General features: G+C 70.7%; 11 protein-coding genes and 1 pseudogene. 7 read left to right on the top strand and 5 right to left on the bottom strand.

The window, feature by feature from the left end:
* Positions 1-86: 86 nt before the first annotated feature.
* The 4 genes from EV567_RS12665 (at position 87) to EV567_RS12650 (ending at position 4,552) form a co-directional block, all read left to right on the top strand.
* Positions 87-1,871 (top strand): SDR family oxidoreductase, encoded by a 1,785-nt coding sequence (locus EV567_RS12665; protein WP_207228752.1) that lies wholly within the window; start codon positions 87-89, stop codon positions 1,869-1,871.
* A 186-nt stretch (positions 1,872-2,057) separates the two neighbouring features.
* A complete protein-coding gene (locus EV567_RS12660) occupies positions 2,058-2,606 on the top strand; it encodes an RNA 2'-phosphotransferase (RefSeq protein WP_130439251.1) in 549 nt (182 codons plus the stop codon).
* Positions 2,607-2,681: 75 nt separating this feature from the next.
* Positions 2,682-3,584 (top strand): LLM class flavin-dependent oxidoreductase, encoded by a 903-nt coding sequence (locus tag EV567_RS12655; RefSeq protein WP_130439249.1) that lies wholly within the window; start codon positions 2,682-2,684, stop codon positions 3,582-3,584.
* A gap of 59 nt (positions 3,585-3,643) precedes the next feature.
* Positions 3,644-4,552, top strand: a complete 909-nt coding sequence (locus EV567_RS12650) for an HAD hydrolase family protein (protein WP_207228751.1) — start codon at positions 3,644-3,646, stop codon at positions 4,550-4,552.
* A gap of 13 nt (positions 4,553-4,565) precedes the next feature.
* Here EV567_RS12650 and EV567_RS28115 read toward each other — a convergent pair.
* From EV567_RS28115 to hisC, 5 genes and pseudogenes are all read right to left on the bottom strand, one after another.
* Positions 4,566-4,682 (bottom strand): annotated as a pseudogene (locus tag EV567_RS28115) (M23 family peptidase); the annotation flags it as partial.
* A 146-nt stretch (positions 4,683-4,828) separates the two neighbouring features.
* The gene (gene cydD, locus EV567_RS12640; RefSeq protein WP_130439245.1) at positions 4,829-8,332 is read right to left on the bottom strand and encodes a thiol reductant ABC exporter subunit CydD; all 3,504 of its coding nucleotides are present in this window, start codon (positions 8,330-8,332) and stop codon (positions 4,829-4,831) included.
* Positions 8,333-8,388: 56 nt separating this feature from the next.
* The gene (cydB, locus tag EV567_RS12635; protein ID WP_130439243.1) at positions 8,389-9,393 is read right to left on the bottom strand and encodes a cytochrome d ubiquinol oxidase subunit II; all 1,005 of its coding nucleotides are present in this window, start codon (positions 9,391-9,393) and stop codon (positions 8,389-8,391) included.
* A gap of 20 nt (positions 9,394-9,413) precedes the next feature.
* The gene (locus EV567_RS12630; RefSeq protein ID WP_130439241.1) at positions 9,414-10,922 is read right to left on the bottom strand and encodes a cytochrome ubiquinol oxidase subunit I; all 1,509 of its coding nucleotides are present in this window, start codon (positions 10,920-10,922) and stop codon (positions 9,414-9,416) included.
* A 256-nt stretch (positions 10,923-11,178) separates the two neighbouring features.
* Positions 11,179-12,258, bottom strand: a complete 1,080-nt coding sequence (hisC, locus tag EV567_RS12625; RefSeq protein ID WP_130439239.1) for a histidinol-phosphate transaminase — start codon at positions 12,256-12,258, stop codon at positions 11,179-11,181.
* 437 nt (positions 12,259-12,695) lie between these two features.
* Here hisC and EV567_RS12620 point away from each other — a divergent pair, with 437 nt between their 5' ends.
* The 3 genes from EV567_RS12620 to EV567_RS12610 all read left to right on the top strand — a co-directional run bounded on the left by EV567_RS12620 (position 12,696) and on the right by EV567_RS12610 (position 16,186).
* Positions 12,696-13,808 (top strand): LacI family DNA-binding transcriptional regulator, encoded by a 1,113-nt coding sequence (locus EV567_RS12620; RefSeq protein WP_130439237.1) that lies wholly within the window; start codon positions 12,696-12,698, stop codon positions 13,806-13,808.
* 230 nt (positions 13,809-14,038) lie between these two features.
* The gene (locus EV567_RS12615) at positions 14,039-15,118 is read left to right on the top strand and encodes a metallophosphoesterase (protein WP_130439235.1); all 1,080 of its coding nucleotides are present in this window, start codon (positions 14,039-14,041) and stop codon (positions 15,116-15,118) included.
* A gap of 192 nt (positions 15,119-15,310) precedes the next feature.
* Entirely contained in the window at positions 15,311-16,186 is an 876-nt protein-coding gene (locus EV567_RS12610; RefSeq protein ID WP_130439233.1) for a hypothetical protein, read from the top strand.
* Positions 16,187-16,190 lie beyond the last annotated feature (4 nt).

Here is a 16,190-nt window from a genome sequence, read left to right as displayed (position 1 = left end):
GTCGCCCTATTGACGATGCGTCTAACGACTGTCAGATTCGGCGGCGTCACCTCACGGACACGCTGAGCGGCGGAGGGAGAGCGACGGTGCTCGAAGGTGCGCGCGAGCGCAGGGTGCGGACCGGCGGGGTCGAGCTGAGCGTGGCCGAGCTGGGAGATGCCGGGCGGCCGACGGTGGTCCTGGTGCACGGCTACCCGGACAGCAAGGAGGTGTGGTCCGAGGTCGCGGCCCGTCTGGCCGGCGCCTTGCGTTTCCATGTGGTGCTGTACGACGTCCGGGGGCACGGCCGGTCCACCGCGCCCGAGCCGCTGCGGGGCGGGTTCACCCTGGAGAAGCTGACGGACGACTTCCTGGCCGTGGCGGACGCCGTCAGCCCGGACCGTCCTGTGCACCTGGTGGGGCACGACTGGGGTTCGGTGCAGTCGTGGGAGTTCGTCACCGTCGCGCGCGCCAGAAAAAGGATCGCCTCCTTCACGTCGATGTCCGGCCCGTCCCTGGACCACGTCGGCCACTGGATCAACGAGCGTCTCTCCAGGCCGAGTCCGCGCCGGGTGAGCCAACTCCTCGGCCAGGGAGCCAGATCGTGGTACGTCTGTCTGCTGCACACGCCCGCGTTGCCCGAACTGGCCTGGCGGGGACCGCTCGGCAGGCGGTGGCCCGGCGTCCTGCGGCGGCTGGAGCGTATGCCGGGCGGTGACTACCCGACGCCCTCGCTTCCTTCCGACGCCGCCAACGGCGCCTGGCTGTACCGGGACAACGTGCGGACACGGCTGCGCCGGCCGCGCACCGACGCCCGGACGGATGTGCCCGTGCAGCTCATCACACCCTCGGGCGACGTGTACCTGTCGGAGCGGCTGTACGACGAACTGGAGCGATGGGCACCGCGGTTGACACGACGGACGGTGGCGGCGAAGCACTGGCTGCCGCGAACGCGGCCCGACCAGGTGTCGGCCTGGATCGCCGACTTCGTCACTTCTGTGGAGTCAGCTTCGGGTGACGGGGCCGGCCCGGCCGCAGAGTCCCGGCGCGAGGCCACGTCTCCCTACTCCCAACGCTTCGGCGGACAGCTTGTGTTGGTCACCGGAGCGGGCAGCGGCATCGGGCGGGCCACGGCGCTCGCGTTCGCCCGGGCCGGGGCGCGGGTGATCGCCGTGGACCGGGACGCGGAGAGCGCCGCCCGCACCGCGGAGGCGGCATTGTCGGCCGGCGCGACGCAGGCTTGGGCGGAGACGGTGGACGTCTCAGACGAGCCGGCGATGGAGAAGCTCGCGGCGAGGCTCCGCGCTGAACTGGGCGTCGTGGACGTGCTGGTGAACAACGCGGGCATCGGATTGTCGGGTCCCTTCTTCGACACGACGGCCGACGACTGGCGCAAGGTGCTGGACGTCAACCTGTGGGGCGTCATCCACGGCTGTCGTCTCTTCGGACGGCAGATGGCGGAGCGCGGACAGGGCGGCCATATCGTCAACATCTCTTCCGCAACAGCATTTCAGCCGGTGAGGGCCCTGCCCGCCTACGGCACGTCCAAGGCGGCGGTCCTCATGCTCAGCGAGTGCCTGCGGGCTGAACTGGCCGGGAAGGACATCGGAGTCACGGCGATCTGCCCCGGCGTGGTGAACACCGGCATCACGGCGACGGCCACGTTCGTCGGGGTCGACCCGGAGGAGGAGAAGCGCCGCAGGAAGAAGGCCGCCCGGGCCTACGGTCTGCGCAACTACCCACCGGAGAAGGCGGCGCAGGCGATCTTGAGAGCGGTCGTCCGCAACGAGGCGGTGGTCGCGGTGACGCCGGAAGCCAAGGCAGCACGTGCGTTGTCCCGTTTCGCTCCTAGGGTGTTGCGGGCTTTGGCGCGCATCAAGCCCTTTCTGTAGGGAGCGTTGGCATACCTGAGCCCAAGTGATCGGCCCCCACGTGTGCTTGCCCAACAAGTCTTTTTAGGCGTTCAGTTGTCCACAGCATTGCCAAACAGTCTGTGGATAAGCGTAGTTGGCTGTGGACCAAACATCCGGGCACAAAACGAAATGCGTGATCCACGTCTCACGCGTCATGCTGGACGAATGGACGAAAGACGCACCGTGAAGGTGTCGAAGTACCTCTCGAAACACCTGCGACACCAGCCCGAACGGATCGGCCTGACCCTCGACGAAGGGGGCTGGGTCGAGATCGAGACGCTGATCGAGGCGGCCGCGGCCCACGGGTTCCGATTCACCCGGGACGAGCTGGACCACGTCGTGGCAGCCAACGACAAGAAGCGCTTCGCGATCGAGGGCACCCGCATCCGCGCCAGTCAGGGGCACAGCATCGAGGTCGACCTCGGCCTGCCCCCGGCGACCCCGCCGCCGTACCTCTACCACGGCACCGTCGCCCGCTCCCTGGACGCGATCCGCACCGAGGGGCTGCTGCCCATGAACCGACACGACGTGCACCTCTCGGCCGATCGGGAGACGGCGACCCGGGTCGGCGCCCGCCGCGGCCGCCCGGTGGTCCTCTCCGTGGACGCGGGGGCCATGCACCACGACGGCCACCTCTTCCACGTCAGCGCGAACGGGGTGTGGCTGACCAGGGCCGTCCCGCCGCGGTATCTGCGGTTCCCCGAGCCCCGCTGACGCCGCACCCTGTGGTGAGACACACACACGGCGACCGTTTCACGTGAAACAGGACGTCCGCATAGGCTCGCTGCCATGAGTCTGCGTCTGAGCACTGTGATCCTCCCGTACCGCCGCTGGCAGGACGGCAGCCGTTCGGCGTGGATGCGCGCCGAGCAACTCGGCTTCCACACCGCGTACACCTACGACCACCTGTCCTGGCGCGCCTTCCGCGACGGTCCCTGGTTCGGCGCGATCCCGACGCTGACCGCCGCCGCGTCCGTCACGGACCGGATCCGCCTCGGCACGCTGGTCACCTCGCCGAACTTCCGGCACCCCGTGACCCTCGCCAAGGAACTGATCTCCCTGGACGACATCTCCGACGGCCGTGTCACCCTCGGCATCGGAGCGGGCGGCACCGGCTTCGACGCCACCGCCCTCGGCCAGGAACCCTGGACGCCGCGCGAGCGGGCCGACCGCTTCGCCGAGTTCGTGCCCCTACTCGACCGGCTGCTCACCGAGGACTCCGTGTCCTTCGAGGGCGACTTCTACTCGGCGCACGAGGCCCGCAACATCCCCGGCTGCGTCCAGCGGCCCCGGCTGCCGTTCGCCGTCGCCGCGACCGGGCCGCGCGGGCTGAAGCTGGCGGCCCGGCACGGGCAGGCCTGGGTGACCACCGGTGACCCCCGGCTGTTCGAGAACGGCACGTCCGAACAGTCCGTCCAGGCCGTCCACGGCCAGATCGAGAAGCTGACGGACGCGTGTGTGGCTCTCGGGCGCGATGTGAACTCGCTCGACAAGATCCTGCTCACCGGTTTCACCCCCGACGGCGCCCGCCCGCTGGAGTCCCTGGACGCGTTCGTCGACTTCGCGGGGCGCTACAAGGAGCTCGGCTTCACGGAGCTCGTTCTGCACTGGCCCATCCCGGACTCCGACTTCGCCGCGGACCAGAAGGTCTTCGAGCAGATCGCCATGGAAGCCCCGGCGCAGCTGCGCTGACCTCGACGGCCCCTGCCCCGGCCTCATCCGTGCGGACCGTCGCACGGCCGTGCAGGCATATGCGCGAGAATGGCGCGGTGACCTCAGCGACTCGACAGCCCGAGACCCCGACCGCCGCCACCCCGCCACGGCTGATCGCCACCGACTTGGACGGCACTCTCCTGCGCGACGACAAGTCGGTCTCGCCACGAACGGTCGCGGCCCTCGCCGCCGCCGAGGAGGCCGGCATCGAGGTCTTCTTCGTCACCGGCCGCCCGGCCCGCTGGATGGACGTCGTCAGCGACCACGTCCACGGGCACGGTCTGGCGATCTGCGGCAACGGCGCCGCCGTGGTCGACCTGCACGGCGGCCCGGGCGCCCACCGGTTCGTGAAGGTGCGCGAGCTGGCCCGGGAGAACGCTCTGGACGCCGTACGGCTGCTGCGCGAGGCGGCGCCGGGGACCATGTACGCGGTCGAGCAGACGTACGGCTTCTACCAGGAGCCTGAGTACCCCAAGATGCACATGGAGGTTCCCGACGCCCTGGCTCCCGCCGAGCGGCTGCTCGCGCCGGACGCTCCGGGCGCCGACGAGCCCGTGTTGAAGATCCTCGCGTTCCACCCCACGCTCGACCCGGACGCGTTCCTCACCGTGGCCAGGCTGGCTATCGGCGACCGCGCCAACGTCACCCGTTCCAGCCCCAGCGCCCTGCTGGAGATCAGCGGCCCCGACGTCTCCAAGGCGAGCACCCTCGCCCTGTGCTGCGCGGAACGCGGCATCTCCCACGAGGAGGTCGTCGCCTTCGGGGACATGCCCAACGACGTCGAGATGCTCACCTGGGCGGGCCGGTCGTACGCGATGGGCAACGCGCACCCGGACGTGGTCGCGGCGGCCTCCGGACAGACCGTCGCCAACAACGACGACGGCGTCGCCGTGATCATCGAGGAGCTGCTCGCCGAGCGACTGCGCTCCGAGGGCCGGGACCGGTAGGCGCCCCAGGGCGTCACTGGCCGACAGGAGCCCCGCGTACCGCCAGCCAGGGCACCGGGTCCACCGCGGAGCCCGCCTCCGGGGTGACCCGTGCCTCGAAGTGCAGATGCGGCCCTGTGGAGTTGCCGCTGGCAGAACCGGGACGATCGGCAGACGGCAGCGAGATGAGCGGATGTCAGCGATCGTGGCCCGGCGGTCCCGACCCGGTCCTGTTCACGTCGTACGCCCGGGGGACCGGGCAGCACGAACGGCCCAGCCGCGTGGTGAGCGGGCCCGCTACCGCACACCCGCCGGCGTCTGCGCCGCCGTCTCCCGCTCGATCATCGTGCGCAACGGCCCCACCTCGGCGGCCAGATCCGCATACGCGCCTCGCTGCACCACGTGTCCCTCGTCCAGGACGATCACCTCGTCCACGGCGTCCAGTCCGGCCAGCCGGTGCGTGATGAGCAGCGTCGTCCGCCCCTCGGTGGCGGCCAGCAGGTCCGCGGTGAGGGCGTCGGATGTGGCCAGGTCGAGGTGTTCCGCGGGCTCGTCGAGCACCAGCACGGGGAAGTCGGCGAGGAGAGCGCGGGCGAGCGCGAGCCGCTGCCGCTGCCCGCCGGAGAGCTTGGCCCCGTGCTCGCCGACGAGCGTGTCGAGACCGTCGGGCAGGCTGTCGGTCCACTCCAGCAGCCGGGCCCGCCCCAGCGCGTCCCGCAGCCGGTCCTCGCTCGCGTCCTTCCTCGCCAGCAGCAGGTTCTCGCGGACCGAGCTGTCGAAGAGATGCGCGTCCTGCGCGCACAGTCCGACGAGCCGTCGCACGTCGTCGCCGTCCAGGGCCCAGGCGTCGACGCCGCCGAGCGTGTACACGCCCGTGTCCGCGTCGAGGAACCGCAGCAGAACCTGGGCGAGCGTCGTCTTGCCGGAACCGGAGGCGCCCACGACAGCGATTCGGCGTCCTTGGTCCATGGTCAGGTCGACCCCGGCGAGGGCGTCCCGGTCCTGCCCGGCGTGCCGGGCGTGCAGCCCTTGGACGACGATCGGGAACGGCGACGTGGGCGCCTGCCGGGGCCGCTCCGGTTCCCGCACCGGCTCGGGGGAGTCCAGCACCTCGAAGACCCGATCCGCGCTCCTGAGCGCCCGCTGGCGGTACTGGACGGCCGTCGGCAGCCCGAGGACGGCCTCGAAGGCGGCCAACGGGGTGAGGACGACGACGGCCATGGCCACGCCGCTCAGCCGCCCCGCGCCCACGGCCTGCGCACCGACGAGCGCGGAGGCGGCGACGGTCAGTCCGGACACGAGCGCGGTCAGTCCGGCCCCGAGGGCCGTGGCGGTGGCGGCGCGTGAGGCGATCCGCGTGAGCACCGAGTCCGCCGCACGCACCTCGGCCGTCCGGGCCGGCAGGGCGCCGGCGACGGCCAGTTCGGCGGTGCCGGTGAGGAGGTCGGCCGCGCGGGTGGCGAGTTCGCCGCGGGCCGGGGCTAGCCGGCGCTCGGCTCGGCGCGCCACGGCCGCGGTGACCAGCGGGACGGCCACTCCGGCGGCGAGCAGACCCGCCGCGAGGACGGCGCCGGCCTCGGGCAGCAGCCACGCCGTGAAGGCGACGGACCCGGCCGAGACGACGGCGGCCGCGCCGGCGGGCAGCAACCAGCGGAGCCAGTAGTCCTGCAGTGCGTCCACATCGGCGACGAGCCGGGACAGCAGGTCCCCCCGGCGCGTGGCGCGCAGCCCCGCGGGCGCCAGCCGCTCCAGCCGCCGGTACACCGCGACCCGGGTGTCGGCGAGCATCCGGAGCACGGCGTCGTGCGAGACGAGCCGCTCCGCGTACCGGAACACCGCCCGCCCGATTCCGAAGGCTCGCGTCGCCGTGACCGCGACCATCAGATACAGCACCGGCGGCTGCTGGGAGGCCCGGGAGATGAGCCACCCGGAGGTGGCCATGAGTCCGACCGCGCTGCCGAGAGCGAGACTGCCGAGCAGCAGCGCGAGAGCCAGCCGGCCGCGCCTTGCGCCCGCCATGGCCCGGACCCGCGCGAGGACCGCGCCCCCGCTCGAGGTGAGCCGGCCGTCGGGCTCGGCCGCCTCGGTGGGCCGCGGCTCCGCTTCGCGGCCTTCGGGCAGGTCGTCCACCCGGCGGACCGCCGCGGTCCGTACCGGCCCCGTGACCGGCTCCGCCGCGTCCAGGCGCACCACCCGGTCCGCCACGGCCAGCAGCGCCGGCCGGTGCACGACGAGCAGCACCGTCCGCCCGGTCGCCAGCCGCCGCACGGCCGTCACGACCTCCGCCTCGGTCTGCCCGTCGAGCGCGGCCGTCGGCTCGTCGAGCAGCAGGACGGGCCGGTCGGCGAGGAACGCCCGGGCCAGCGCGAGCCGCTGGCGCTGGCCGGCGGAGAGTCCGGAGCCGGCCTCACCGAGCACCGTCCGCTCCCCCTCGGGCAGCGCGTCCACGTACTCCAAGGCGCCCGCGTCGGCCAGCGCCCGGCGCACGGCCGCGTCGTCGGCGTCGGGGCGCGCCAGCCGTACGTTCTCGGCGATCGTCCCGGCGTACAGGTGCGGGTGCTGCGGCACCCAGGCGATCCGGGACCGCCACTGCTCCAGGTCGATGTCCGCGAGATCGGTTCCCCCGACCCGGATCCGGCCTTCCGTGGGCCGGACGAAGCCCAGCAGGGCTTGCAGCAGGGTCGACTTGCCCGCGCCGCTCGCGCCGACGAGGGCGACCGTCTCGCCGGGCCCGGCGGTGAAGGACACCCCGGACACCGCGGCGACGGACCGTCCGGGATGACGGATCGTCACGGCGTCGAAGGCGATAGCACCCGCCGGCGCCGCGCTCGTGCCCGACACCGGGAGCGGGGTCTGCAACACCTCGAAGATCTCCTCGGCGGCCGCGAGTCCCTCGGCAGCAGCGTGGTACTGCGCTCCCACCTGCCGCAACGGCAGATAGGCCTCCGGCGCGAGCACCAGGATGACCAGGCCGATGTAAAGGTCCATCTCGCCGTGGACGAGCCGCATGCCGATGGTCACGGCGACCAGGGCCACCGACAGCGTCGACAGCAGCTCCAGGGCGAACGACGAGATGAAGGCGATCCGCAACGTCCGCAGAGTGGCTCGCCGGTACTCGCCGGTGATGCGCCGGATCGACTCGGCCTGGGCCTTGGCCCGACCGAACACCTTCAGCGTGGGAAGTCCCGCGACGACGTCGAGGAAGTGCCCGGACAGCCTGGACAGGAGCCGCCACTGACGGTCCATCCGCGCCTGTGTCGCCCAGCCGATCAGCACCATGAACACCGGGATGAGCGGCAGCGTGCCCACGATGATCGCGGCGGACACCCAGTCCTCGGTGACGATCCGCGCCAGCACCGCCACCGGCACGACGATCGCGAGGCCCAACTGCGGCAAATAGCGCGAGAAGTAGTCGTCGAGGGCGTCAACCCCCCGCGTGGCGAGGGCGACGAGTGAGCCGGTGCGCTGTCCGCTGAGCCAGCCGGGGCCGAGCAGGGTCGCCCGCCCCAACAGACGTCCCCGCAGCTCCGACTTCACGGCGGCGCTCGCACGGTGCGCCGAGAGTTCGGTGAGCCAGGCAACCAGTGCCCGGCCGACCGCCACGGCTGCCAACGACACCAGAGGAGTTCGAAGTTGGGTGATCGACGATCCGTGCTGGAACGCGCCGACCACCACCTCGGCGATGAGCATCGCCTGGGCGATGACCAGCGTCGCTCCGACGACGCCCAGTGCGACGACCGCCACCAGGAAGAGGCGAGTGGCGCGGGCGTAGCGGAGCAGGCGCGGGTCGATCGGTTTCACGTGAAACACACCCTCTCAAGGGGCGTGTTCCACGTGAAACACGCCCCGGCTCGGACTCAGTGCGCCGACTCGGCGATGTGCTGCGTACCGATCCGCTTGCGGAACACCCAGTACGTCCAGCCCTGGTAGAGCATCACGATCGGGGTGGCGATGACCGCGCACCAGGTCATGATCTTCAGCGTGTACGGGCTCGACGAGGCGTTGGTCACCGTGAGGCTCCATTCCTCGTTGAGGGTGGACGGCATGACGTTCGGGAAGAGCGTCAGGAACAGCATGGCCACGGCAGCCACGATGGTGACTCCGGACAGCGCGAACGACCACCCTTCGCGCCCTGCCTGGTTCGCCACGAGCGCCGCGACCAGAGCGGCCACCGCCACGCCCATCGCCACCAGGCTCTTGGCGTCACCGCTGTCGATCTGCGTCCACAGCAGGAAGAGCAGCGCGAGGACGGCGGTCGCCAGACCGACCTTGGAGGCCAGCTTGCGGGCCCGCTCCCGGATCTCGCCGACGGTCTTGAGCGCCGTGAACACCGCTCCGTGGAAGGTGAACAGGGTGAGGGTCACCAGACCGCCGAGCAGCGCGTACGGGTTGAGCAGTTCCCACAGGCTGCCGACGTACTCGAAGTTCCGGTCGAGCTTCACGCCGTGGACGATGTTGCCGAAGGCCACACCCCACAGGAACGCGGGCAGCAGTGAGGTCCAGAAGATCGCGTTCTCCCAGTTGCGCTGCCAGTTCTCCTCGGGCCGCTTGGCCCGGTACTCGAAGGCGACGCCCCGGACGATCAGACAGACCAGGATGAGCAGCAGCGGCAGATAGAACCCGGAGAAGAGCGTGGCGTACCACTCCGGGAAGGCGGCGAAGGTCGCGCCGCCCGCCGAGAGCAGCCACACCTCGTTGCCGTCCCAGACCGGCCCGATGGTGTTGATGAGCACCCGCTTCTCGGGCCGGTTACGGGCGAGCAGCTTGGTGAGGACGCCGACCCCGAAGTCGAAGCCCTCCAGGAAGAAGTAGCCGATCCACAGGACGGCGATCAGGACGAACCAGACGTCGTGCAGTTCCATGACTGTGCAGCTCCCTCGGCCTAGTACGAGAAGGCCATCGGCTTGTCGGCGTCAGGGGAGTCGCCGCCGATCTTCGTGGGCGGATTGAGGTCGGTCTCGGTGAGCTCGGGCGGACCGGCCTTCACGTACTTCACCAGCAGCTTGACCTCGACCACGGCGAGGATCGCGTACAGAGCGGTGAAGACGATCATCGAGGTGAGGACCTCGCCCTGGGACACACCGGGGGAGACCGCGTCCCGGGTGCGCAGGACGCCGTAGACGACCCACGGCTGGCGGCCCATCTCGGTGAAGATCCAGCCCCACGAGTTGGCGATCAGTGGGAAGCCCAGGGTCCAGATCGCCGCGAGCCAGTACAGCTTGGTGAGCTTGGGGCTGAGCGCCTCGTTCCGGAAGAGCACCACGTGCGGCACCTCGTCGTCGCCGACCCGCAGGTGCTGCGGCAGCATGAACTTCTTGCGGGTCAGCCACAGCCCGGCCGCACCGACGGCGAAGGACGTCATGCCGAAACCGATCATCCAGCGGAAGCCCCAGTAGGCGACCGGGATGTTGGGCCGGTAGTCGCCGGGGCCGAACTTCTCCTGCTCGGCCTTGTTGACGTCGTTGATGCCCGGCACGTACGAGCTGAAGTCGTCGTTGGCGAGGAAGGACAGCAGACCGGGGATCTCGACGGCGACCTTGTTGTGGCCCTTGTCGACATCGCCGTAGGCGAAGACGGAGAACGGCGCGGGTGCCTCGCCGTCCCACAGGGCCTCGGCCGCGGCCATCTTCATCGGCTGCTGCTCGAACATGATCTTGCCGAGCACATCGCCGCTGACCGCGGTGAGCAGGCCGCCGACGGCCACGGTGACCAGGCCGAGCCGCAGCGAGGTCTTCATCTCCCGGATGTGCTTCTTGCGCAGCAGATGGAAGGCGGAGATGCCCACCATGAACGCGCCGCCGGTGAGGAAGGCCGCCGAGAGGGTGTGGAAGGCCTGGGCGAGGGCGGTGTTCTGGGTCAGCACGAGCCAGAAGTCGGTGAGCTCGGCCCGGCCTTTCGCCTCGTTGATCCGGTAGCCGACCGGGTGCTGCATCCAGGAGTTGGCCGCGAGGATGAAGTAGGCCGACAGGACGGTGCCGATCGAGACCATCCAGATGCAGGCCAGGTGGATCCTCTTGGGCAACTTGTCCCAGCCGAAGATCCACAGGCCGATGAAGGTCGACTCGAAGAAGAAGGCGATGAGCGCCTCGAAGGCGAGCGGGGCGCCGAAGACGTCGCCGACGAACCGCGAGTAGTCGGACCAGTTCATGCCGAACTGGAACTCCTGCACGATGCCGGTGACGACACCCATCGCGATGTTGATCAGGAAGAGCTTGCCCCAGAACTTTGTCGCCTTGAGGTATTTCTCCTTCTCCGTGCGCACCCAGGCGGTCTGCAGGCCGGCTGTGAGAGCGGCCAGCGAGATCGTCAGGGGTACGAACAGAAAGTGGTAGACGGTCGTGATGCCGAACTGCCAGCGCGCCAGGGTCTCCGGCGCCAACGCCAGGTCCACGTCACCGCTCCTAACTCCACGCTTGTGAAAGCGTTCACATTCACAAGCAATTATGACGCATACCCGTTCGACACCCGTACGGCGGGGTCCCCAAACGCCGCTTCAGGTCTCTGACCAGCAACAAAGGGCTGTCTGGGCGCGCGCGGACGCTTGTCCACATCCCGGCAGCACGCTCCCCCACGGCATGCGAAAGGGCGCCTCGGTTCCACGTGAAACCAAGGCGCCCCGACGGTGGCCGACCCGCTCGCGGCCGTGCCTACATGTCCTTGCGGAAGCCCTCCGCGGCCTTGAGGAGGATGTCGTTCGCCTCGGTCTCCCCGATCGTCACGCGCACGCCCTCACCCGGGAACGGCCGGATCACCACGCCGGCCTGCTCGCACGCCGCCGCGAAGTCGACGGTGCGCTCACCCAGCCGCAGCCACACGAAGTTCGCCTGGGTCTCGGGCACCGTCCAGCCCTGCGCACGCAGCCCCTCCAGCACCCGGGTGCGCTCGCACACCAGCGAGCCGACCCTCCCGAACAGCTCGTCCTCAGCCCGCAACGACGCGATCGCGGCTTCCTGGGCGAGCTGGCTCACTCCGAACGGCACCGCCGTCTTGCGCAGCGCCGCCGCCACCGGCTCATGGGCGATCGCGAAACCCACCCGCAGACCAGCGAGCCCGTACGCCTTGGAGAACGTCCGCAGGACGCACACGTTCGGCCGCTCGCGGTACAGCTCACAGCCGTCCGGCACCTCGGGGTCGCGGATGAACTCGCGGTAGGCCTCGTCCAGGACGACCAGCACGTCAGCCGGCACCCGGTCGAGGAATCGCTCCAGCTCGGCCCGCTTCACGACGGTTCCGGTGGGGTTGTTGGGGTTGCAGACGAAGATCAGCCGGGTCCGCTCGGTGATCGCGTCCGCCATGGCGTCCAGGTCGTGCACATCGCCCTGCGTGAGCGGCACCTGCACCGGCGTGGCGCCGCTGATCCGCGTGATGATCGGGTACGCCTCGAAGGAACGCCAGGCGTAGATGACCTCGTCGCCGGGCCCTGCGGTCGACTGCACCAGCTGCTGGGCGACGCCCACCGATCCGGTGCCGGTGGCGACGTGCGAGGCGGGCACGCCGAAACGCTCGGCGATCTCGTTCACCAGCCCCGTACAGGCCATGTCCGGGTAGCGGTTGAAGGACGCGACGGCGGCCGAGACGCTCTCCAGCACACCGGGCAGCGGCGGGTAGGGGTTCTCGTTGGAGGACAGCTTGTAGGCCACGGGACCGCCGGGCGCGGCCGGCTTGCCCGGCTTGTAGGTGGGGATACCCTCCAGCTCGGCGCGCAGCTTGGGGCTCGTCTCGCTCACCGCAGTCCTCCTCATGACCACCACCGGCTTCAATACTGCTCACCTTATGAGGATTGAGCCCGCTTGCGAACAGGTGCGGGAGCCCTGGTGGCCGACCCGCGTTCGCCGGCCGGCGGGCGCGATCCCAGGCCGGCGCCCCTCGGCAGTCGCATCTACGTACGAAGGTGTACGAATCGGGGGCGCGCTTCACATATATCTACGCGCCGGTGGTTCGCGCCGTGGCGCGCATCCCTCGTGCAGGTGAGTTGAGACCTCTTCGAGACATCGGTGCCTCAACAGGCGCATCCGCGCGCGCACCACACGTCCCGGTGCGCCGACTCTCAACTACCTTCATTTACAAGGCAATTGGTCCCTGGCGACCGTGCAGAAACGTGCCTGTCAACGCGCGCATATGCGTCCGCCCTACCCCACCCGATGGGCCCTACTATCGGCTCGCCATGACAGCAGCAGGGAAGCACCAGGTGAGCCGCGCGGAAACCTCACGCAGAGGCAGCCGGCCGGGCCGGGCGGGCATCAGGGACGTGGCCGCCGCCGCCGGAGTCTCCATCACGACCGTCTCCGACGCCCTCAACGGCAAGGGCAGGCTCCCCGACGCCACCCGACGCCATGTCCGTGAAGTCGCCGACCGGCTGGGCTACCGCCCCTCGGCCGCGGCCCGAACCCTCCGCACCGGCAGGTCCGGCCTCATCGGCCTGACCGTCACCACGTACGGGGATGAACCTTTCACCTTCACCGAGTTCGCGTACTTCGCCGAGATGGCGCGCGCCGCCACCTCGGCCGCCCTCGCCCGCGGCTACGCGCTCGTCATCCTGCCCGCGACCTCGCGCCACGACGTGTGGTCGAACGTGGCCCTGGACGGCACGGTCGTCATCGACCCCTCCGACCAGGACCCCGTGGTCAGCGAACTCGTCAAGCAGGGCTTACCCGTCGTCTCCGACGGCCGCCCGGCCGGCACGCTCCCGGTCACCGCCTGGGTGGACAACGACCACGAGGCCGCCGTCCTGGACCTCCTCGACCATCTCGCCGACGCCGGCGCCCGCCGCATCGGCCTTCTCACGGGCACCTCCACCGACACGTACACCCACCTGTCGACCAGCGCCTACCTGCGCTGGTGCGAACGCGTCGGACAGGACCCGGTCTACGAGGCCTACCCCGCCCACGACCCGTGCGCGGGCGCCGTCGCCGCCGACCGGCTGCTGGCCCGCCCCGACCGCCCCGACGCCGTTTACGGCCTCTTCGACCCCAACGGCACCGACCTGCTGGCCGCCGCCCGCCGTTACGGGCTGCGCGTCCCCGAGGACCTGCTCCTGGTGTGCTGCAGCGAGTCCACCGTCTACGCCGGCACCGATCCGCCGATCACCACGCTCTCCCTGAAACCGCGCCGCATCGGTACGGCGGTCGTCCAGCTCCTCATCGACGCGATCGAGGGCGTGGAATCCGACCACCCGGTCGAACAGGTGATACCGACCGAACTGATCGTGCGCACCTCGTCCCAGCGCCGCCCACCGCGGACGACGGTGAGTCCGCCCCGGGCGCCCGAGAAGACCTAGGGCGTGTGCGACGAGGTGTGGTCACGGTGTCCGCGGTGTGAGCGCGCGGCCGCCGATCCCACCTCAACCGGGGCGAAAGCCGCAGGGAAACGGAACCTCTCTCTGATTCACCACCCCTGGGTCATCACACGACAGGATCCGCATTCCTATGATGGGCGCACGGCACCGCGGGCCGTTACGACCAGACAGTCCGAAGCGGTGCAGATGCGGCGCGATGGTGGAGGGGTCTGATGACTCAGGGGGCCGGTCAGGGACCCGAGGTGGAGCGTACGGCGACGTTGCGCGACTTCCGTGTGCCCGCGTACGTGCACGAGACCGGCCCGTACGCCGAGAGCGCGCATCCCGGAAACGTCGCGCCGCCGCTCGACGACGCGGCCGAGCACCCCGACGGCTACACGCCCACCCAGCGCGACCTGCCGGTCATCAACCGGGGCGACACCGTCCAGGTGACCGTCGACCCCGCCGCCGCCCAGGCGCCGCCGCAGGCCACCCGCCAGGGCCCGCTGTTCGTCGTCGGCGACGTGCACGGCTACCTCGACGAGCTGCTGACCGCGCTCGAGGACAAGGGGCTGATCGACGCGACCGGCCAGTGGTGCGCGGGCACCGCCCGGCTGTGGTTCCTCGGCGACTTCACCGACCGCGGGCCGGACGGCATCGGCGTCATCGACCTCGTGATGCGGCTGTCCGCGGAGGCGGCCGCGGCCGGCGGCTACTGCAAGGCCCTCATGGGCAACCACGAGCTGCTGCTGCTCGGCGCCAAGCGGTTCGGCGACACCCCCGTCAACTCCGGCGCGGGCACCGCCACCTTCCAGGCCGCCTGGCTGCTGAACGGCGGCCAGAAGGCGGACATGGACCGCCTCCAGGACCATCACCTGCAGTGGATGGCCCGCCTCGACGCCGTCGAGGAAGTCGACGGCCATCTGCTCGTGCACTCGGACACCACCGCCTACCTCGACTACGGCGACTCGATCGAAGCGGTCAACGACACCATCCGCGAGACGATCACCCGCAACGACGCGGACGAGGTGTGGGACCTGTTCCGCAAGTTCACCAAGCGCTTCGCCTTCCGCGACGAGGGCGGAGCAGACGCCGCCCGCTCCCTGCTCGACACCTACGGCGGACACCGCGTCGTTCACGGCCACAGCCCCATCCCGTACCTGCTGGGCGAGGTCGGCTCCGAGGAGGGCGACGACCCGGCGCCCGCCGTCGAGGGACCGCACGTCTACGCCGACGGGCTCGCCATCGCCATGGACGGCGGAGTGACGATGGCCGGAAAGCTGCTGGTCCAGCAACTGCCGCTCACCGTCTGACCGTTCATGGGACCCGGCGCACCCCGCGCCGGGCCCGCCGCGGCACCGCAGGCCAGGGGCCAATTTCCGCGAACCCCCTGTTACCCCGGGCCGTCGCCGCTCTACCATCGGTTCATCCGTAGCAGGCTCCCCTCCGTTTCTGCCCGACGGCTCGTTGGCATGCGAGCCCCAAGCCCTACGGAGCATCGGGGGATGCACATGAACAGCGTTCCGCAGCACCTGCACAGCGAGGACCGCCAGGAGTACGAGCGGATCCTCGATGAGGCGCTGCGCTCCGCACCACACCACCCGGAACTGACCGCCGTCGGCCAACGGCTCAACGCCGAGCAGCTGCGCACCATGGCGCTCAACGCCACCGCCCTCATCACGGCGGCCGCGGCGACCGAGTACCAGCACTACGTGAAGGTCCGCGAGGAACTGCGCCACCCCTCCCCGTCCGCGCCCTCCGCCGCCGGCCGGGACGCCGGCGAGCCGGGCATGGGCGGGCTGGGGCTCGCCACCGTGGGCGAGGCGGCCCAGGTGGCCGAGGCCGCCGGGGCGGGCGCCGTCGCCATCGCGGCCGTCCTCACCCCCGTGCTCGCCGGAACCGCCGCGGTGATCTTCCTGCTCGTCGGCTACGTGCTCAGGATGCTCGATCCAGGAGCGACGGCCGCCGAGGCCATGGTCAACGTCGGGTGGGCGTTCGGCGCGGTCGCCGCGGCCGCGATTCTCGTCGCCACCGTCGGGCTCCTGCTCACCGCCCTGCGCAACCGGCCCTCCCTGGAGGCCGGCCCGTACGGCGAACGCAGCGAGGAGGTGGACCGCGCCAAGGAGGCCTGGCGGGAAGCCCTGCTGGCACGGGGCATCGTGCCGTTCCTGCGCGAGGCTCTCGCCGATCCCGGCGCGACCGACGCCGAGCATCCCGCACCGGCCCCGCCGGCCCCCGGCAGCCGCCTGCCGAAGATCGGTTACGACCGCCCGGGCTTCACCAGTCCCGACGACGGCCCCGCGGCCGGCCCGCGCCCGAGCTACTCGAGCCCGGACTACACCAGCCCGGACTTCGGAGGCCCGGAGCACCAGCCGGAATAGGCCT

Origin of the sequence: Streptomyces sp. BK239 (assembly GCF_004217285.1) — a bacterium.
Lineage (GTDB): Bacteria > Actinomycetota > Actinomycetes > Streptomycetales > Streptomycetaceae > Streptomyces.
The sequence above is the reverse complement of the archived record's forward strand: the minus strand, read 5'-3'. Positions and strand labels throughout refer to the sequence as shown.